Raw genomic sequence first — 18,194 nt, 5'->3', positions numbered from 1 at the left:
TATCTCCTCTCGCCCCCGGCCCGCGCCGGCGCCCCCGGCGCCGCCGCGCCGGGGGGGGCCCCCCCCCCCCCCCCCCCCCCCCGCCCCCCCCCCCCCCCCCCCCCCGGCCCCCCGGGGCTGTGTTCGATATGCGGCTCCGCCGCGTGGGCGCGATCAGCCACAGCGCACCCGCACCCGCCACACAACCGAACCCCCCGAGCTCATCCGCGCCCACCCCACCTCACCTGCACAAACCCCCCCGACAGCAACCGTCACTCCGTGCCATCGCCGAAGGCACCCCGTGCCGACTTTCTCGTAATCAAGAGGTTTTGCCCCTCAACCCTTTGATCGATCATCGATCAGGGAGTTACAGTCACCGACGGGCTTGCACCCAAGCCTCACGCCCTGTCCTGCCAAAGACCTAGGGCACCCCCGAACCCTTGCCGATGAGGGAACCCCCTTCGACTGAGGAAGGCGGCGACATGACCGACCCCAAAGCCATCCAGCCGAGCGAGCTCGACCAGCTCCCGGACCGCGACCCCGAGGAGACCGCCGAGTGGCAGGCCTCCCTGGACGCCGTCACCAAGGCGGCCGGGCCGCACCGTGCCGCGTACTTGATGCGCCGCACACTGGAGCGCGCCGAGGGCGCCGGCCTGGCGCTGCCGAAGCTGCTGGAGACGGACTACGTCAACTCCATCCCGACCGCCGACGAGCCCGCTGTGGACGGCGACGAGGACCTGGAGCAGCGGATCACCGCCTGGAACCGCTGGAACGCGGCCGCCATGGTGACCCGCGGCAGCAAGCACGGCGTCGGCGGCCACATCGCCACCTTCGCCTCCGCGGCCTGGCTCTACGAGACCGGCTTCAACCACTTCTTCAAGGGCAAGGAGGGTGACGGCTCCGGCGACCAGCTCTACATCCAGGGCCACGCCTCCCCCGGCATCTACGCCCGCGCTTTCCTCGACGGCCGGCTGACCGAGGACCACCTCGACAACTTCCGCCGCGAGTCCGGCGGCAACGGACTGCCGTCCTACCCGCACCCGCGCCGCCTGCCCTGGCTGTGGGAGTTCCCCACGGTCTCCATGGGCCTCGGGCCGATCTCCGCGATCTACCAGGCGCGGTTCAACCGCTACCTGACCAGCCGCGGCATCAAGGACCTGACCAACTCCCACGTGTGGGCGTTCCTCGGCGACGGCGAGATGGACGAGCCGGAGTCCACCACCGCGCTCACCCTCGCCTCCCGCGAGGGCCTGGACAACCTGACCTTCGTCATCAACTGCAACCTGCAGCGCCTCGACGGTCCGGTCCGCGCCAACTTCAAGATCGTGCAGGAGCTGGAGGCCCAGTTCCGCGGCGCCGGCTGGAACGTCGTCAAGAGCCTGTGGGGCACGGCGTGGGACGAGCTGTTCCAGCTCGACACGAACGGCGCGCTCGTACGCCGGCTGCGCGAGGTACCCGACGCGCAGGTGCAGACGTACCAGACGCGCGACGCCGCCTACATCCGCGAGGACTTCTTCGGCAAGGACCCGGAGCTCGCCGCGATGGCGAAGCTGCTGTCCGACGACAAGATCCTCGAGTGTTTCCACTACTCGCGCGGCGGCCACGAGTCCCGCAAGGTCTACGCCGCGTACCGGGCCGCGCTCGCCCACAAGGGCGCGCCGACCGTGATCCTGGCCCAGACGGTCAAGGGCCACACCCTCGGCACGGGCTTCGCCTCCAAGAACGCCAACCACCAGATGAAGAAGCTCTCGGTGGACGAGTTCAAGGACATGCGCGACCTGCTCGGCCTGCCGATCAAGGACAGCGACTTCACCGACGGCGTCGTCCCCTACGGCCGCCCCGGCGCCGACTCCCCCGAGGTCCGCTACCTCCAGGAGCGCCGTGCCGCCCTCGGCGGTCCGGCCCCGGCCCGCCGTGTGCACCCGGTCGCGCCGCTGCCCGCGCCCGCCGAGAAGGCGTTCGCGTCCTTCGACAAGGGCTCCGGCTCGCAGAGCGTGGCCACCACCATGGCCTTCGTCCGGCTGGTCAAGGACCTGGTCCGGGACAAGGAGACCGGCAAGCGCTGGGTGCCGATCGTCCCCGACGAGGCGCGCACCTTCGGCATGGAGAGCCTCTTCCCGTCCCTCGGGATCTACTCCCCCAAGGGCCAGACGTACGAGCCGGTCGACCGCGACCAGCTGATGTACTACAAGGAGGCCAAGAACGGCCAGATCCTCAACGAGGGGATCACCGAGGCCGGTTCGATGGCCGACTTCATCGCCGCTTCGACGTCGTACGCGACGCACGGCGAGACGATGATCCCGTTCTACATCTTCTACTCGATGTTCGGCTGGCAGCGCACGGCCGACCAGATGTGGCAGCTCGGCGACCAGCTCGGCCGCGGCTTCCTGGTCGGCGCCACGGCCGGCCGGACCACGCTGACCGGTGAGGGCCTCCAGCACGCGGACGGCCACTCCCCGGCCATCGCGGCGACCAACCCGGCCGCGATGACATACGACCCGGCATTCGCGTACGAGGTCGCGGCGATCGTCAAGGACGGTCTGCGCCGGATGTACGGCGAGGCGGCCCCGGGCGAGGACCCGAACGTCTTCTACTACCTGACCGTCTACAACGAGCCGATGCCGCAGCCGGCCAAGCCGTCCGGCGCCGGTGTGGACGAGGGCATCGTCAAGGGCCTGTACCGCTTCAACACGGCGGAGTCGGCGGGCCTGACCCCGGCGGCGAACGCCCCGCGCATCCAGCTGCTGTCCTCCGGTACGGCGATCCACTGGGCGCTGAAGGCGCAGCGGCTGCTCGCCGAGGAGTGGGGTGTGGCCGCCGACGCGTGGTCCGCGACCTCCTGGACGGAGCTGCGCCGGGACGCGATGGACGCCGACGCGGCGCTGCTGCGCGGCGAGGAGCGGGTGCCGTACGTCCGCCGGGCGCTCCAGGGCGCCGAGGGCCCGGTCCTCGCGGTCTCCGACTACATGCGCCAGGTCCCGGACCAGATCGCGCAGTGGGTCGAGCAGGACTACTCGTCGCTCGGTGCCGACGGCTTCGGCCTGTCGGACACCCGTGACGCCGCCCGCCGGCACTTCGGTGTCGACGCCGAGTCCATCGTGGTCGCGGCCCTGGCCCAGCTCGCCCGGCGCGGCGAGGTCAAGGCGACGGCCGTGAAGGAGGCGCGCGAGCGCTACGGCCTGTAAGGCCGGTCACGACCCGAGGAGGCCCCCGCCGCGGCGGGGGCCTCCTGCATGATGTGGGGATGCGCGCTGCCCGCCTCATCAAGATGGTGCTGCTCCTCCAGTCCCGCCCGGCCATGACGGCCGCCGAGCTGGCCCGGGAGCTGGAGGTCTCCGAGCGGACCGTGACGCGGGACGCGCAGGCGCTGTCGGAGGCCGGGGTCCCGGTGTACGCCGAGCGCGGGCGGGCCGGGGGCTACCGGCTGATCGGCGGCTACCGGACGCGGCTGACCGGGCTGGCGCGGGGCGAGGCCGAGGCGTTGTTCCTGTCCGGGGTGCCGGGCGCGCTGCGCGAGATGGGCCTGGAGGACGCGGCCTCGGCGGCCCGGCTGAAGGTGTCGGCGGCGCTGCTCCCGTCGCTGCGGGACGCCTCCCGTACGGCGGCGCAGCGCTTCCATCTGGACGCGCCGAACTGGTTCCGGGAGCCCCGCACGCCCGAGCTGCTGCCGGCGGTCGCGGACGCGGTCTGGGACGACCGGCCGATCGCGGCGCGCTACCGGCGTGCGCAGGACGAGGTGGTCCGGGAGCTGGAGCCGTACGGGCTCGTGCTGAAGGCGGGAGTCTGGTACCTGTGCGCGCGGGTCGCGCGGGAGGCGGACGGCGGGCCGTACCGGGTGTACCGGATCGACCGGTTCACGGCGGTGGATCCGGGCGAGGAGCGTTTCGCGCGGGACGACGATTTCGACCTGCCCGCGTTCTGGGCGGAGCGGGCCGAGCAGTTCGCGCGGTCGATCCTGCGGGCGCGGGTCGTGGTGCGGCTGTCGGAGCGGGGCGTGCGCGGGCTCCCGTACGCCGTGGACGCGCTGTCGGCCCGGGAGGCGCTGGCGGCGGCCGAGGGGCCGGACGCGGACGGGTGGGTGACGGTGACGCTGCCGGTGGAGTCGGAGGAGGTCGCGCACACCCAGCTGACCGGGCTGGGGCCGGAGGTGGAGGTGCTGGCGCCGGAGGGGCTGCGGGACCGGTTCGCCGGTGACGCCCGGCGGCTCGCCGGGCTGTACGCCGGCGCGGGGCCCAGCGGCGGCTGACGATTCCCGCGCGGTAGTTCTCGGACGGTCCGCACGGTGATTCCCGCATAACGATCCGCCGCACTCCGCGTGCGTCGCACCCCCGCAGGGCCGATGCTGGACCCGTGATGGACGAGACGGAGTTCTGGGAGCTGATCGACGCCGCCCGGCAGGGCGCCGACGGCGATCCCGAGGACCAGGCCGACCTGCTGGTGGACCGGCTCCTCACGATGGACCCGGACCTGGTGCTCGACTTCGCCCGCCACTTCGAGGCCCGTTACAACCGCGCCTGCACCTGGGACCTGTGGGGCGCGGCGTGGGTGCTGCTGGGCGGGGCCAGCGACGACGCGTTCGACTTCTTCCGCTGCTGGCTGATCGGCCAGGGCCGGGAGGTGTACGAGGGCGCGGTGCACGAGCCCGACTCGCTCGCCGAGCTGCTGGACGACTTCGACGAGGAGCTGGACGGCGACGGGGAGGAGCTGGGCTACGCGGCCGACGAGGCCTACGAGCAGCTCACCGGCACCGTCGCCCCCGACCTCGGCATCGCGCCCGCGCCGGCTGAGCCGCTGGGCAAGGCGATCGACCTGGAGAGTGACCGGGCCCTCGCGGCACGCCTGCCCCGCCTGTGGGAGCGGTTCGGACCGGAGTGACGTGGCCGCGCCCGGCGCGCCCGCGCGCCCCGGGCGCCGGCCCGCGCGCTCGGGGGCCGGCCTGCGCGGCGGGGGCTGGCGGATGCGGCCGAGGGGGCAGCCGATGCGGCCGCGGCTCAGCCCGCGCGGCCATGGACCAGCCCGCACGACCTGGAGCCAACCCGCAGCCATGGACCAGCCCTCACGACCACGAGCCAACCCGCAGCCATGGACCAGCCCGCGCGACCGGAGGTCAGCCCGCGGCCGTGGGTCAGCCCGTGCGGCCCTGGAGGCGGGCCGCCGTCTGCCGGATCTCCGGGAGGCGCTCGGAGAGGGCGGCGCCGGGGCAGCTGGTCTGGTAGCCGTCGTCGTGGCCCGCGACCGCGGGCAGGGTCGCCGTGGCGCCCGCCGCGTACCGGCTGAGCCCGTTGCTGGAGACCAGGGCGACCCTCGCGTGCGGGTCGGTGTCGGTCTCGCCGAGTTTCCAGGCGGCCACGGCGGCGATCGCGTCGGTCAGCGCGTCCGGCACGGGTACGCCCGCGGTGAAGGTGCCGAGGGCCGCGATCCCGGTGGTGCGGTGGTTGAAGCCCTGGGTGTGGGCGCCGGTGACGGGGCGGTCGGCGCCGCCGGCGCGGCCCTCGTAGACGGTGCCGCAGCGGTCGACGATGAAGTTGTAGCCGATGTCGTCCCAGTCCCGGGCGCCGGTATGCCCCATGTACACGCCGCGCAGGATGGCCGGCGCGTCGGCGCAGTCGTAGCCGTCCGGCGTGTCCGTGTGGTGGACGAAGACGGCGAGGATCTTGTCGTCGTAGCGCGGGGCCGGCTGCTCGTGGGCGGCCCCGCCCAGCCAGACCGACCGGGGCACGATGGCCGGCCGGGGCGCGGCGTGCCGGTCGGCGGCGACGGGGGCGGTCTGCGTGGCGGCCGCCTGTTCGACCCCGTTCGCGCAGAGGAACAGCGCGGCGACGGCGGCCAGGCCGGGCAGCGCGCCGAGCACCGCCCGCAGCGCACGCGGCATCCCGGCGGCACCGGGTATGGAGGCGCGGGCAGCATCCGGCCCGGGAACGGCACGCCGCTCCCGGGCCCCGCGCGGTCGGAGGGGACGCATGGTCCCACTGTCCGGCGGATCGGGTCCGTCCGCGATGTGTGCTGTGCCACCCGGTGGAACCATCGTCCTGGTCCACGACGTTTTCCGGTTGATCGCACGTGCTCGCTCGGGTGACCGTTTCCGGTCGGTCGCGTGGCGCGGTCTGATCATCGGGGCCGTACGGCACGTACTGAGGGTTCCCGGGGTCCGGTGGTGGAAAGGCGGCTCGCGTGGACCTGCTCGACGTTCTGCTGGTGCTGGTGGTGCTGGCCTACGCCGCGTCCGGATACCGGCGCGGGCTGGTGGCCGGCTGTGTCTCGCTGGCCGGTTTCGTGGGCGGTGCGGCGCTCGGCGTGTGGATCCTGCCCTGGGTCACGGATCTCGTGACGCCGGGCTCGACGTCGGCGACGGTGCTCGCCGTGGTCACGGTGCTGCTGCCGGCGATCGTGGTGCACGAGCTGGCGGGGCGGCTGGCGCTGCGACTGCGCCGGGAGCTGGGCGCCGGTCCGCTCAGGGTGGCCGACGGGGTCGGCGGGGCGGCGGCGAACGCGGTGGCGGCGCTGATCGTGGCGTGGGTGGCGGCCAGTGTGCTGGCGGCGTCCTCGTCCTCGCTGCTCACCTCGGCGATCCGGGACTCGACGCTGCTGGGCGCCGTGCAGCGGGCGATGCCGGACACCACGCCGGCGTGGTTCTCGGGGGCGACGTCCGCGCTGACCGAGGCCGGTTTCCCGCAGGTCTTCAACCCGTTCGAGAACGAGGCGACGGCGCAGGTCGCCGAGCCCTCCGGGGACAGCGTGACGGCGGCGGCGACCCGGGCGGCCAAGCTCAGCACGGTGAAGGTGGAGGGCGTCACCGGCACCCAGGGCCGGGAGGGCAGTGGCTTCGTGTTCGCGCCGGAGCGGGTGATGACCAACGCCCACGTGGTGGCCGGCATCGACGACCCGACCGTGCGGATCGGCGGGGTGGGCCCGTCGTACGAGGCACGCGTGGTGCTGTTCGACCCGGGCAAGGACGTGGCCGTGCTGTATGTCCCGGATCTGTCCGCGCCCGTCCTGCCGTTCGACGACGACGCGGAGCGCGGTGACGCCGCGGTGGTCGCGGGCTATCCGCAGGACGGCGACCTGGACCTGCGGGCGGCGACGGTGGCGAACCGGATGCGGGCGACCGGCCAGAACATCTACAGCGACGCGAACGTCACCCGGGAGATCTACTCGATCCGCTCCACGGTCCGCCCCGGCAACTCGGGCGGGCCGCTGCTGACCACCGACGGCCGGGTGTACGGCGTGGTGTTCGCCCGCTCCACCTCCGACGCCGGGACCGGCTACGTGCTGACCGCGGCCGAGGTGGCCACCGACGCGGAGCGCGCCGCGGACGCGACGGAGGCGGTGGACACGGGCGAACCGGTCACGTCGTGACCGGCGACGGCTCCCGCACGGTCAGGAACCGGCCCATCGTCACGTCGTCGACGTACGCGCCGCCGAGGTAGAACTCCTCGGGCTGCACGCCCTCGACGACGAAGCCCTCGGACTCGTAGAGCTTCCGGGCGGTGGTGTTGTGGCCGAGGACGCGCAGGGTGAGGCGGCGGGCGCCGAGGCGGCGGGCCTCCGCGACGGCGGCGCGGACCAGCGCGCGGCCGACGCCGCCCCCGCGGGCCGTGTCGGCGACGGCGAGGCCGCGGATCTGGCGTACGTGGGCGTTGGCGGCCAGTTCCGTGGGGAAGCCGAGGCGGACGTAACCGACGACGGCGCCGTCGAGTTCGGCGACGAGGTGGTCGGCGGGGCCCGAGTGCGGGCGGAAGAAGGGGTCGTCCGGTCCCGGCGGGGGCGAGACGGCGTGCAGGAGCGACCAGGTGTCGCGGTCGAGCCGGCGCAGCGGCTCCTCGTCGTCGGACCTGGCGGGACGTATGTGCGGAGCTGGCATGACGGCCACTGTACGACGCGGACGCGGGCACCGGTCCGCCGCTTTTCCCGGCCCACCCGGCAGGATGGGCGCATGGACTTGGAACGTTCCCGCATCGTGGTGGCCGGCGCGTCCGGTCTCATCGGCAGCGCACTGGTGCGGTCCCTGACCGCGGACGGACACAAGGTGGTGCGGCTGGTACGCCGTGCGCCCCGGAGTGCGGACGAGGTCCGCTGGGACCCGGAGAACGGGCGGGTGGACGCGGCCGGGCTCGCGGGCTGCGACGCCGTGGTCAACCTGGCCGGCGCCGGGGTGGGCGACCGCCGCTGGTCCGACGCGTACAAGACACGCATCCGCAGCAGCCGGGTGCACGGCACTACGGCGCTCGCGGAGGCCGTCGCGGCGATGGAACGCCCGCCGCGGGTCTTCGTGAACGGCAGCGCGATCGGCTACTACGGGGAGACCGGCGACCGGGCCGTGGACGAGAGCGCGCCCGCCGGTGAGGGCTTCCTGCCGGCCCTGTGCGTGGAGTGGGAGGCCGCCGCGGCGCCCGCCCAGGAGGCGGGCGTACGGACCGTCTTCTCCCGGACGGGGCTGGTCGTCGCGAGCGGCGGCGGGGCCTGGGGGCGGCTCTTCCCGCTGTTCAAGGCCGGGCTCGGCGGACGGCTGGGCGACGGGTCCCAGTACTGGTCGTTCGTGGCGCTGCACGACGAGGTGGCGGCGATCCGGCACCTGCTGGACCGCGAGGACCTGTCAGGACCGTTCAACCTGACGGCCCCGCATCCGCTGACGAACCGTGAGATCACCGTGGCCATGGGCCGGGTGCTGCACCGCCCGACGCCCTTCCCGGTGCCCGCGCCGGTGCTGCGCGCCGCGCTCGGCGAGATGGCCGGCGACGTGCTGGGCAGCGCCCGGGTCCTGCCGGCCCGTCTCCAGGAGTCGGGGTTCCGGTTCGCGTTCCCGGAGATCGACGGGGCGATCCGGGCGGCGCTGTGAGGTGCGGATGTGACCACTCCGCGCCGCTGTGCGACCGCTGTGCGACCGTGCCCTGTCCCTGCGCGACTCCCCCTGTCCGTTTCTGGTCCTAACCTCGTCTCGAACTCGGGTATCCCTCAAGCCGGTTGGGGGCATGACGTCTCCAGCGGCCGCGCAACCTCGAGGAGGGGCACGTGCTTGAGCCCGCGTACCAGGCGGACGTCGTCGTCGTGGGGGCCGGGATCGCCGGACTCGCCGCGGCGCATCGGCTGACCAGCGCAGGAGTGACGACCACGGTCCTGGAGGCCGCCCATGCGGTGGGCGGCCGGCAGGCGACCGAGAAGGTCGACGGATTCCGGCTCGACAGAATCGGACAACTGCTGTCCACGGCGTATCCCGAACTGCGCCGCACCCCCGGGCTCGACGGCCTCGCGCTGCTGCCCTTCGCCCCCGGGGTCCTGCTGCACAGCGAGGGCCGGCACCACCGCGCGGGCGCCCCGGCGGGTGTACGGGGCGCAAGGGGCGCACTCCACGCGGTGCGCGCCCTCGCGAGCGCCCCCCGGTCGATCCCCGCGCCCCGGCGCACGGGCGGCCCTCCCGGGGCGTACGGCAGGCCCGTGCCCACGCCCCGCGTCCGCGCCGGCGCTCCGCTCGGCACCGCCGTCGACCAGGCCCGGCTCGGCGCCGCGCTGTCGCGGCTCGCGAGCACGCCGGTGGAACGGCTGCTGGCCCGCCCGGAGCTGCCCGCCGCCCGGGCCCTCGCCGCGCGCGGACTGCCGGCCCGGACGGTGGACGGCTTCCTGCGTCCGCTGCTCGCCGCCCTGCTGTGCGACCCGGACCTCACGACCTCCAGCCGGTGCGCGGACCTCGCGCTGCGCGCCTTCGCCGCCGGACGCCTCGGCCTGCCCGAGGGGGGTGCCGAAGCCCTGCCCGAGCACCTGGCCCGCTCGCTCCCGCCGGGCACCGTGCACACCGGCGTCCGGGTCACCTCGGTCGCCACCAACGCCGTGACCACCGCGGAGCACGGGGTCATCCGCTGCCGTGCCGTCCTGGTGGCGACGGACGCCCGCGCGGCGGCCGCGCTGCTGCCGGGGCTGCGGGTCCCGGACTTCCACCCGGTGACGGTGGTGCACCACACCACCGACGAACCCCCGTCGACCGGCGCGTCCCTGCTGCTCGACGCCGACCGGGGCGGCCCGGTCGCCCACACGGCGGTGGTCAGCCACGTGGACCCGTCCAGGGCACCGGCCGGACGCGCCCTGGTCTCCTCGACGGTCCTCGGCCCGCCCCCGTCCGACGTGGACACCGCCGTACGCATCCACCTGTCCCGCCTCTACGGCACCCCGACCGCCCGCTGGGAGACCCTCGCCGTGCACCACACGCCCGAGGCGGTCCCCGCGATGCGCCCGCCGCACGACCCGCGCCGGCCCGTGCGGCTGCTGGCCGGCCTGTACGTGTGCGGCGACCACCGCGACACCAGCACCGTCCAGGGCGCCCTGCACTCGGGCCACCGCGCCTCGACGGCGATCCTGACGGACCTGGGCGCGGGCCGGCCGATGCACTCGGCGGAGCCGGCGGGGTCGGCGCGGGCGGCGTAGGGCTTGTCAGACAGGCCCTATGGCCCGGTGGTCACCCCAGCGCGGCGACCTTGTCCCGGTAGCCGCGTGCCGGGGGCGCGTCCCGGTACGGCTCCAGGCGTCGTTCGAAGTCGCGGACGTACTCCGCGGCCCGCACCGAGCGCATCTCGGCCGCCTGTCCGGCCGCCTCGGCGGCCAGCTGGCAGGCCTGGTCGAGTTCGCCGAGGCCGAGGCGGGCGGTGGCCAGGACCACCCGGCAGAACAGCCGGCTGCGGGCGTAGACGGGGGCGCGCAGCTGCAGCGAGCGTTCCGCGTGCTGGGCGGCGGCGCGGAACTGCTGCAGATCGCGGTGGCAGTGCCCGAACTCGTCGGCGAGCTGCGCCTCGTCGAAGAAGCGCGCCCAGTGCGGCACCTCGTCGCCCGGCCGCGCGGTCTCCAGCGCCCGCTCGGCCCGCACCAGGGCGGCGGTGCAGGCCCGCACCTCGCCGAGCAGGCCGTGCGCCCGCGCCTCGGCGGCGTGCAGCAGCGCCTGCACGACCGGTGGCGCGGAGGTCCCGACGCCCTGCTGCGCCACCCGCGCGAGCTGCACGGCCTCACGCCCGTGGCCCAGGTAGACGGCCTGGCGGCTCATGGTGACCAGCACGTACGAGCCGTACGCCCGGTCGCCCGCCGCCTGCGACAGCCGCAGCGCCTGCACGAAGTAGCGCTGGGCGAGGCCGTGCGCCGCGATGTCGTACGACGTCCAGCCCGCGAGCCGGGTGAGGTCCGCGGCGGCGCCGAACAGCCGGCGGCCGGTCTGCTCGCCGTAGGTGCCGCGCAGCATCGGCTCCAGCTCGTGCTCCAGGTACCGCACCAGCGCCTGCCTGGCGTGCCCGCCGCCGTACCGGTCGTCCAGGCTGCGGAACAGCTCGCCGACCGAGCGCAGCGCGGCGAGGTCGCCGCCGGTGACCTTCTGGCCGGGGCCGCGCTCGGCCGGGGACCTGCGCCGGGACGGGGCGAGCGGGATGGCCGGGAGCCGTGGAGTCGCCGGGCGGCCCTGCGCCGGGATGCGGAGGGGCACCTCGGCGCGGCCCACCTTGTCGTCGGCGCGGCCGATCAGCCAGTCCCGGCTGGGCACGACGAGCCCGGCCGGGGTGAAGGCGATCTTCCGCAGCTCGGCGTGGCTGCCGGAGTCCTTGCGCCACAGCCCGCCGACGATGTCGACGGCCTCGTCGGGGCTGCCGGCGAACTCCAGACCGGCGTAGACCGGCGCGCAGGCGTCCAGGCCGAGGTCCTGGGCGGTGAGGCGGCGGCCCAGGCGCCGGGTGAAGACCTCGGCGATCAGCGCCGGGGTGGTGCCGCGGGGCTGCTGGCCGCGCAGCCACCGGGTGACGGACGTCTTGTCGTATCTCAGGTCCAGGCCGTGTTCGAGTCCGAGCTGGTCGACGCGACGCGCGAGACCCGCGTTCGAGAACCCCGCTTCGGCGATGAGCGCGGCGAGCTGGCGGTTGGGGGTGCGCTGCGCGGGTCGTTCCGTCATGGTGCGGTGCGGTCTCCTGCCTTCCGGGCCGATGTGCCCGGAGCGCCTGTGAGCAGCCCTTACGGCCTCGTGAACGGCGTGAATGTAGCGGAGAGTAAGCGCCCGATCGCAGGCTTCGAGCGGCATTCATCCGATCGTGTGAGGATTGCCCACCCGGCTGACGACGAGCGGGCGGTCGTACAGTGGCTTGGGCACGCTTCGTGCCTTACGACCTTCCAGGGAGGCACTTGCCGTGAGTGAGCTGCGGTTCGTCCGAATGGGGTTCGGTGCCGAACGCGTCGAGTACCAGGAGGCGTGGGACGAGCAGCGCCGGGTGCACGCCTCGCGGTTCGCCGACGAGGTCCCCGACACCGTGCTGCTCCTCGAACACCCGCCGGTCTACACCGCCGGCCGGCGCACCGAGGACAGCGAGCGTCCGCTGGACGGCACGCCGGTCGTCGACGTGGACCGCGGCGGCAAGATCACCTGGCACGGGCCGGGCCAGCTGGTCGGCTACCCGATCCAGAAGCTCCCGCGCCCGGTGGACGTGGTGGCGCACGTACGACGCCTTGAGGAGGCCCTGATCCGCACCTGCGCGGAGTTCGGCCTGGAGACCACCCGGGTCGAGGGCCGCAGCGGGGTCTGGGTCCTGGGCGAACCCAAACAGGAGACGGCGCGGCGCCCGGCACTCGGCGGCCTTTCCCTGGACTTCGACCCCCGTCTGACGGACGACGAGTTCGACCCCCGCATGAACGGGCCCGAGTACGCCCCGTCCAACGCCGGGCAGCGCCGCGAGGACCGCAAGATCGCCGCGATCGGCATCCGGGTCGCCAAGGGCGTCACCATGCACGGCTTCGCGCTGAACGTGAACCCCGACAACAAGTGGTTCGACCGGATCATCCCCTGCGGCATCCGCGACGCGGGCGTCGCCTCCCTGGCGAACGAACTCGACCGCGCCGTGACCATCGAGGAGGTCCTCCCGGTGGCGGAGCGCCACCTGCGGGACGTCCTGGAGAACGCGGACCTGAAGCCGAGGCTGATCGAGAAGACGCCAGCGGCATAAATCCGACGGGGCATAAATCCAGCCCGTCCGGCGTTTGAGGACGAGGCCGTCAGGCCGAAGCGGGGGTCTGGGGGCGGCAGCCCCCGGCAGGGCCAGCACCCTCGCCGGCCACCAAATCAACGGGCGTACCCTGGGGCACGCCGAAGAATCAAACGCTAGGGAGCCGGTCGTGTCCGCAGTCGCACCCGACGGACGCAAGATGCTGCGCCTGGAGGTCCGCAACAGCCAGACCCCCATCGAGCGCAAGCCCGAGTGGATCAAGACCCGGGCGAAAATGGGCCCCGAGTACACGAAGATGCAGAACCTCGTGAAGGGCGAGGGCCTGCACACGGTCTGCCAGGAAGCCGGCTGTCCGAACATCTACGAGTGCTGGGAGGACCGCGAGGCGACCTTCCTCATCGGCGGCGACCAGTGCACCCGGCGCTGCGACTTCTGCCAGATCGACACCGGCAAGCCCGAGGCCCTCGACCGAGACGAGCCCCGCCGCGTCGGCGAGTCCGTGGTCACCATGGACCTGAACTACGCCACCATCACCGGCGTCGCCCGTGACGACCTGCCCGACGGCGGCGCCTGGCTGTACGCCGAGACGGTGCGCCAGATCCACCAGCAGACGGCGGAGCGCGCGGACGGCCGCACCAAGGTCGAGCTGCTCGCCCCCGACTTCAACGCGGTGCCGGAGCTGCTGCGCGAGGTCTTCGACTCCCGCCCCGAGGTCTTCGCGCACAACGTCGAGACCGTCCCGCGGATCTTCAAGCGCATCCGCCCGGGTTTCCGCTACGAGCGCTCGCTGAAGGTGCTCACCGACGCCCGCGACTACGGCCTGGTCACCAAGTCCAACCTGATCCTCGGCATGGGCGAGACCCGCGAGGAGGTCAGCGAGGCGCTGAAGCAGCTGCACGGTGCCGGCTGCGAGCTGATCACCATCACGCAGTACCTGCGCCCCTCGGTGCGCCACCACCCCGTGGAGCGCTGGGTCAAGCCGCACGAGTTCGTGGAGCTGAAGGAGGAGGCCGAGCAGATCGGCTTCTCCGGTGTGATGTCCGGCCCGCTGGTCCGGTCCTCCTACCGCGCGGGGCGGCTCTACGGCATGGCCATGGAGCAGCGTCACTCCGCCACCGTGTGAATTCACGCACAAGGCACTACTCGCCAGTAAAGGCCGAGATTCCGCGGCCCCGACCGTCCTCGCAGATGAGGACACCGGTCGGGGCCGCGCGCCCGTTCCGGGCCCGGCACCACGCCTTCACGTCCGTTTGACCGGCGGGTCACGTGCTGGTAACACCAGTCAGTGACCCTGGAATCACACCACGTACACCCGTCTCCGTACCCGGAGCCGTACCGAGGGGGGACCTCCACGATGCAGGCCGCGCCCGTTCGCCCCACCGCCGTCCGCGCCACCGCCATCCCGTCGTTCACCACCGCGCTGCGGGCCGTCGAGTCGCTGCTGATGAGCAGTGGCCAGCGCACCGCCCGGCGCAACGCCTGGACCTCCGTGCTGGAGGACCGCCGCCGCGCCAAGGAGCGCACCGAGACGGAGCGGGTGCTCGGGCAGTCCGGCGCCGGCCGCCCCTGACCCCGGCGCCGGCCTCCGCCCCGACTCCCGCCGGACACTGCCGTCGTCGGCGCTTTCGGGGGCACGTAGACTTCGTGCCATGGCGAGGAAGGAACCTGCAGCGGACGCTGCGAATCCAGGGCGACTGAAGCAGATCGCTCTGACCTACAAGATGACCCGCAAGGCCGACAAGAAGATCGGTCTTGTGCTCGCGGGTGTCGGCATCGTCGTTTTCGGTGTCCTCCTCGCGATCGGTTTCTTGATCGGTCACCCCATCTATGCCGGCATCCTGGGCGTGCTGCTCGCCTTCCTCGCGACGGCGATCGTCTTCGGACGCCGGGCCGAGCGGGCGGCCTTCGGCCAGATGGAGGGACAGCCGGGTGCCGCGGCGGCCGTGCTGGACAACATCGGCCGGGGCTGGAGCACGACCCCCGCGGTGGCGATGAACCGCAACCAGGACGTCGTGCACCGCGCGGTCGGCAAGGCCGGCATCGTGTTGGTCGCCGAGGGCAACCCGAACCGGGTGAAGTCCCTGCTCGCGGCCGAGAAGCGGAAGATGAACCGCATCGTCGCCGACGTGCCCGTGCACGATCTGGTGGTGGGCACCGGCGAGGGCCAGGTCGAGCTGAAGAAGCTGCGCACGACCATGCTCAAGCTCCCCCGCGTCCTGTCCGGCCCACAGGTCACCGTGACCAACGACCGGCTGCGCGCGCTGGGCGACCTGATGAGCAACATGCCGCTGCCCAAGGGCCCGATGCCCAAGGGCATGCGCATGCCCCGCGGCGGCAACCCGAGGCAGCGCTGACCCCGTAGGAATTCACCACGCCGGTACGGCGAGGGGGGCACCCGGAGTGAACCGGGTGCCCCCCTCGTCGTACCGCTCTCGTCGTACCGCCGGTCAGACCCGGACTTCCGCCGTGCGCGCCACCCTGTCGTGCAGTCCCCGGCCGTCGCGGTCCCAGATCAGGGCCGGGAGGGCGAGGCACAGCAGGACCGAGCGCAGCAGGGCGCGGAGCGGGCTGGGGCGGCCGGTGGCCAGGTCGACCACGCGCAGGCCGAGGAGGCGCTTGCCCGGGGTGAAGCCGACCGTGCCGACGGTCAGCACGCTGAGCGCGAAGAAGATCAGCAGGGCCCAGTTGGCGGTCGCCTGGTCGTAGCCGTCCGTGATCAGGCCGTATGCGATCAGGAGGCACAGGGCCCAGTCGACGGCCAGGGCGCCGAGGCGCCTGCCCGGGCGGGCGATCGAGCCCGGTCCCTCCTCGGGCAGACCGAGCTGCTCCCCCCGGTATCCGAGGTCGCCGCCGGACTCTTCGATGGCCGCACGCGGCCCGGAAAGCCACGATCCGATTGCTTGCCTGTTGTCCACCCGAACACGGTACTGCGCCCGTATACGTACCGGGGACGGCGGGGTGTGGCAGGCCCCGATCGGGCCTAGGCTGGAGGCGGAGCCGGTTAACTTCTGCGAAACAAACGGGTCACGTTAGAGAAATCACCCGTCCCTAGGGTCGAGGAAGCGTGTGCCACCCGCACTGGCCGCACGAACGATCTACCACCCCGGCGGGACGGTCGGGAGTAGGAGGAGCTGGATGTTCCAGAACGCCGACGACGCCAAGAAGTACATCGCGGACGAGGACGTCAAGTTCGTCGACGTCCGGTTCTGCGACCTGCCGGGCGTCATGCAGCACTTCACGTTGCCCGCCGCGGCGTTCGACCCCGACGACGAGCAGGCCTTCGACGGATCCTCGATCCGCGGCTTCCAGGCCATCCACGAGTCGGACATGTCCCTGCGCCCGGACCTGTCCACCGCGCGCATCGACCCGTTCCGCCGGGACAAGACCCTCAACATCAACTTCTTCATCCACGACCCGATCACGGGCGAGCAGTACTCCCGTGACCCGCGGAACGTGGCGAAGAAGGCCGAGGCCTACCTCGCCTCCACCGGCATCGCCGACACGGCGTTCTTCGGCCCGGAGGCGGAGTTCTACGTCTTCGACTCCGTCCGCTTCGCCACCCGCGAGAACGAGTCCTTCTACCACATCGACTCCGAGGCCGGCGCCTGGAACACCGGCGCCCTGGAGGACAACCGCGGGTACAAGGTCCGTTACAAGGGCGGCTACTTCCCGGTCCCGCCGGTCGACCACTTCGCCGACCTGCGCGCCGAGATCTCCCTGGAGCTGGAGCGGTCCGGCCTGCAGGTCGAGCGCCAGCACCACGAGGTGGGCACCGCCGGCCAGGCGGAGATCAACTACAAGTTCAACACGCTGCTCGCCGCCGCCGACGACCTCCAGCTCTTCAAGTACATCGTGAAGAACGTGGCCTGGAAGAACGGCAAGACGGCGACCTTCATGCCGAAGCCGATCTTCGGTGACAACGGCTCGGGCATGCACGTCCACCAGTCGCTGTGGTCGGGCGGCGAGCCGCTCTTCTACGACGAGCAGGGCTACGCCGGCCTGTCCGACACCGCCCGCTACTACATCGGCGGCATCCTGCGGCACGCCCCGTCGCTGCTGGCCTTCACCAACCCGACGGTGAACTCCTACCACCGCCTGGTCCCGGGCTTCGAGGCCCCGATCAACCTGGTGTACTCGCAGCGCAACCGCTCCGCCGCGATGCGCATCCCGATCACCGGCTCGAACCCGAAGGCCAAGCGCGTCGAGTTCCGCGCCCCGGACTCCTCCGGCAACCCGTACCTGGCCTTCTCGGCCCTGCTGCTCGCGGGTCTGGACGGCATCAAGAACAAGATCGAGCCGGCCGAGCCGATCGACAAGGACCTCTACGAGCTGGCTCCCGAGGAGCACGCCAACGTGGCCCAGGTCCCGACCTCCCTCGGCGCGGTCCTCGACCGCCTGGAGGCCGACCACGAGTTCCTCCTCCAGGGCGACGTGTTCACGCCGGACCTGATCGAGACGTGGATCGACTACAAGCGCGCCAACGAGATCGCCCCGCTGCAGCTGCGTCCGCACCCGCACGAGTTCGAGCTGTACTTCGACGTCTAGAGATCAGGTCCGGCCCGATTCTCTGATGCAGCGTCAGCAATAGTGAGGCCGTCACTCTCATCGGGGTGGCGGCCTCGCTCTGTAGCGTGCGTCCTGTACCGATCCTCGTCGTGTGCGGGCCATCAAGGAAAGGGCGAGCTTCAGCCCGGGCGCCGGTGACATGATGTGTTGGTGGACATAGTCTTCCCCGGCCAACTGGGCACGGTCGAACGCGAATCCCGTGCCGCTGTGCAAGCACTGATCGGACGTCTGGATCTCACCGCACCTCGTGCGCAGCCCCCGGAGCCGCAGGATGTTGCCTTCATACCGGTGACGCGCGCGCAGTGGAAGTCCGTGCTGAAGGACGCCGACCTGCCCAGGCTTCAGCAGGAAACCGACGAGACGGTGATGGAAATCCTGCTCCTGCGGACCGCCTCCGGCGCGGCGGTCGGGAAGCGACTTCCAGAGTTGTTGCAACGTCTCGGTACGTCGGTTGTCGCCCTTAGCGCCGTTGCAGGTGAGGTGTCCCGGTTCAGTCCTTCCCGGACCAGCGCGGCTGAGCGACGGTTGGCTGCTGACCTGGCGCAAGCGAATCAATGCGAGGCTCAGGCGCTGTTCGCCTGTCTCGACGACGTCTGAATGCTGGTTCTGGATCACTTTCCGTGCTCAGGCCACGGAGGGTCACCACAACCGCGATCATGAACGGTCGTGGCTGACGTACTCCTCCAGGACCTGTGG

The 18,194-nt window shown here is 72.5% G+C and carries 16 protein-coding genes; 12 read left to right on the top strand and 4 right to left on the bottom strand.

The features are described from left to right. Window positions 1-461 precede the first annotated feature (461 nt). From aceE to ACFWR9_RS38595, 3 genes are all read left to right on the top strand, one after another. Entirely contained in the window at window positions 462-3,164 is a 2,703-nt protein-coding gene (gene aceE / locus ACFWR9_RS38605) for a pyruvate dehydrogenase (acetyl-transferring), homodimeric type (protein ID WP_383851163.1), read from the top strand. A 59-nt stretch (window positions 3,165-3,223) separates the two neighbouring features. After that, a complete protein-coding gene (locus ACFWR9_RS38600) occupies window positions 3,224-4,225 on the top strand; it encodes a helix-turn-helix transcriptional regulator (protein ID WP_383851160.1) in 1,002 nt (333 codons plus the stop codon). 107 nt (window positions 4,226-4,332) lie between these two features. Beyond that, the gene (locus ACFWR9_RS38595; RefSeq protein ID WP_383851187.1) at window positions 4,333-4,854 is read left to right on the top strand and encodes a DUF4240 domain-containing protein; all 522 of its coding nucleotides are present in this window, start codon (window positions 4,333-4,335) and stop codon (window positions 4,852-4,854) included. 250 nt (window positions 4,855-5,104) lie between these two features. Here ACFWR9_RS38595 and ACFWR9_RS38590 read toward each other — a convergent pair whose 3' ends face one another. After that, a complete protein-coding gene (locus ACFWR9_RS38590; protein WP_383851157.1) occupies window positions 5,105-5,941 on the bottom strand; it encodes a peptidoglycan recognition protein in 837 nt (278 codons plus the stop codon). A 209-nt stretch (window positions 5,942-6,150) separates the two neighbouring features. Between ACFWR9_RS38590 and ACFWR9_RS38585 the strand changes: the two genes are divergently transcribed. Then, window positions 6,151-7,335, top strand: coding sequence for a MarP family serine protease (locus ACFWR9_RS38585; RefSeq protein ID WP_383851154.1), 1,185 nt, complete (start codon window positions 6,151-6,153; stop codon window positions 7,333-7,335). On the opposite strand, the gene ACFWR9_RS38580 is transcribed toward ACFWR9_RS38585, so the two are convergent. Further along, window positions 7,325-7,840: a GNAT family N-acetyltransferase gene (locus tag ACFWR9_RS38580; protein ID WP_383851151.1), complete on the bottom strand. Its 516-nt coding sequence runs from the start codon at window positions 7,838-7,840 to the stop codon at window positions 7,325-7,327. The genes ACFWR9_RS38585 and ACFWR9_RS38580 overlap by 11 nt on opposite strands. 72 nt (window positions 7,841-7,912) lie before the next feature. Between ACFWR9_RS38580 and ACFWR9_RS38575 the strand changes: the two genes are divergently transcribed. Together ACFWR9_RS38575 and ACFWR9_RS38570 are read left to right on the top strand one after the other, a co-directional pair. Then, complete coding sequence (locus ACFWR9_RS38575; RefSeq protein ID WP_383851148.1) at window positions 7,913-8,815, top strand: TIGR01777 family oxidoreductase; 903 nt, start codon at window positions 7,913-7,915, stop codon at window positions 8,813-8,815. Window positions 8,816-8,988: 173 nt separating this feature from the next. Then, window positions 8,989-10,392 carry an NAD(P)/FAD-dependent oxidoreductase gene (locus ACFWR9_RS38570; protein ID WP_383851145.1) on the top strand — a complete coding sequence of 468 codons (1,404 nt, stop codon included), beginning with the start codon at window positions 8,989-8,991 and terminating at the stop codon, window positions 10,390-10,392. A 31-nt stretch (window positions 10,393-10,423) separates the two neighbouring features. Here the strand turns inward: ACFWR9_RS38570 and ACFWR9_RS38565 are convergent, their stop codons facing one another. Then, window positions 10,424-11,890 (bottom strand): regulator, encoded by a 1,467-nt coding sequence (locus ACFWR9_RS38565; RefSeq protein WP_383851142.1) that lies wholly within the window; start codon window positions 11,888-11,890, stop codon window positions 10,424-10,426. A 232-nt stretch (window positions 11,891-12,122) separates the two neighbouring features. Here ACFWR9_RS38565 and lipB point away from each other — a divergent pair, with 232 nt between their 5' ends. The 4 genes from lipB (at window position 12,123) to ACFWR9_RS38545 (ending at window position 15,286) form a co-directional block, all read left to right on the top strand. After that, the gene (lipB, locus tag ACFWR9_RS38560; RefSeq protein WP_383851140.1) at window positions 12,123-12,932 is read left to right on the top strand and encodes a lipoyl(octanoyl) transferase LipB; all 810 of its coding nucleotides are present in this window, start codon (window positions 12,123-12,125) and stop codon (window positions 12,930-12,932) included. Between the two features lie 169 nt (window positions 12,933-13,101). Continuing rightward, on the top strand, window positions 13,102-14,055 hold the full coding sequence (lipA, locus tag ACFWR9_RS38555) for a lipoyl synthase (RefSeq protein WP_376363763.1): 954 nt from the start codon (window positions 13,102-13,104) through the stop codon (window positions 14,053-14,055). 231 nt (window positions 14,056-14,286) lie between these two features. Further along, window positions 14,287-14,502, top strand: coding sequence for a hypothetical protein (locus ACFWR9_RS38550; RefSeq protein ID WP_383851137.1), 216 nt, complete (start codon window positions 14,287-14,289; stop codon window positions 14,500-14,502). Between the two features lie 79 nt (window positions 14,503-14,581). Continuing rightward, window positions 14,582-15,286 (top strand): DUF4191 domain-containing protein, encoded by a 705-nt coding sequence (locus tag ACFWR9_RS38545; protein WP_383851135.1) that lies wholly within the window; start codon window positions 14,582-14,584, stop codon window positions 15,284-15,286. 93 nt (window positions 15,287-15,379) lie between these two features. Here the strand turns inward: ACFWR9_RS38545 and ACFWR9_RS38540 are convergent, their stop codons facing one another. Further along, a complete protein-coding gene (locus tag ACFWR9_RS38540; RefSeq protein WP_383851132.1) occupies window positions 15,380-15,847 on the bottom strand; it encodes an RDD family protein in 468 nt (155 codons plus the stop codon). A gap of 220 nt (window positions 15,848-16,067) precedes the next feature. On the opposite strand from ACFWR9_RS38540, the gene glnA reads away from it, so the two are divergent. Together glnA and ACFWR9_RS38530 are read left to right on the top strand one after the other, a co-directional pair. After that, window positions 16,068-17,477 carry a type I glutamate--ammonia ligase gene (glnA, locus tag ACFWR9_RS38535; RefSeq protein WP_383851129.1) on the top strand — a complete coding sequence of 470 codons (1,410 nt, stop codon included), beginning with the start codon at window positions 16,068-16,070 and terminating at the stop codon, window positions 17,475-17,477. 171 nt (window positions 17,478-17,648) lie between these two features. Continuing rightward, complete coding sequence (locus tag ACFWR9_RS38530; RefSeq protein WP_383851126.1) at window positions 17,649-18,095, top strand: hypothetical protein; 447 nt, start codon at window positions 17,649-17,651, stop codon at window positions 18,093-18,095. Window positions 18,096-18,194: the final 99 nt, after the last annotated feature.

It is taken from the genome of Streptomyces sp. NPDC058534 (assembly GCF_042717365.1).
Lineage (GTDB): Bacteria > Actinomycetota > Actinomycetes > Streptomycetales > Streptomycetaceae > Streptomyces.
This window is presented reverse-complemented; position numbering and strand designations above follow the sequence as displayed.

Bases quoted from the DNA above. Each gene is read 5' to 3' on its own strand.
- aceE (WP_383851163.1), top strand. From the start codon at position 462: ATGACCGACCCCAAAGCCATCCAGCCGAGCGAGCTCGACCAGCTCCCG.
- ACFWR9_RS38550 (WP_383851137.1), top strand. From the start codon at position 14,287: ATGCAGGCCGCGCCCGTTCGCCCCACCGCCGTCCGCGCCACCGCCATC.
- glnA (WP_383851129.1), top strand. From the start codon at position 16,068: ATGTTCCAGAACGCCGACGACGCCAAGAAGTACATCGCGGACGAGGAC.
- ACFWR9_RS38575 (WP_383851148.1), top strand. From the start codon at position 7,913: ATGGACTTGGAACGTTCCCGCATCGTGGTGGCCGGCGCGTCCGGTCTC.
- ACFWR9_RS38590 (WP_383851157.1), bottom strand. From the start codon at position 5,941: ATGCGTCCCCTCCGACCGCGCGGGGCCCGGGAGCGGCGTGCCGTTCCC.
- ACFWR9_RS38580 (WP_383851151.1), bottom strand. From the start codon at position 7,840: ATGCCAGCTCCGCACATACGTCCCGCCAGGTCCGACGACGAGGAGCCG.
- ACFWR9_RS38565 (WP_383851142.1), bottom strand. From the start codon at position 11,890: ATGACGGAACGACCCGCGCAGCGCACCCCCAACCGCCAGCTCGCCGCG.
- ACFWR9_RS38595 (WP_383851187.1), top strand. From the start codon at position 4,333: ATGGACGAGACGGAGTTCTGGGAGCTGATCGACGCCGCCCGGCAGGGC.
- ACFWR9_RS38600 (WP_383851160.1), top strand. From the start codon at position 3,224: ATGCGCGCTGCCCGCCTCATCAAGATGGTGCTGCTCCTCCAGTCCCGC.
- ACFWR9_RS38545 (WP_383851135.1), top strand. From the start codon at position 14,582: ATGGCGAGGAAGGAACCTGCAGCGGACGCTGCGAATCCAGGGCGACTG.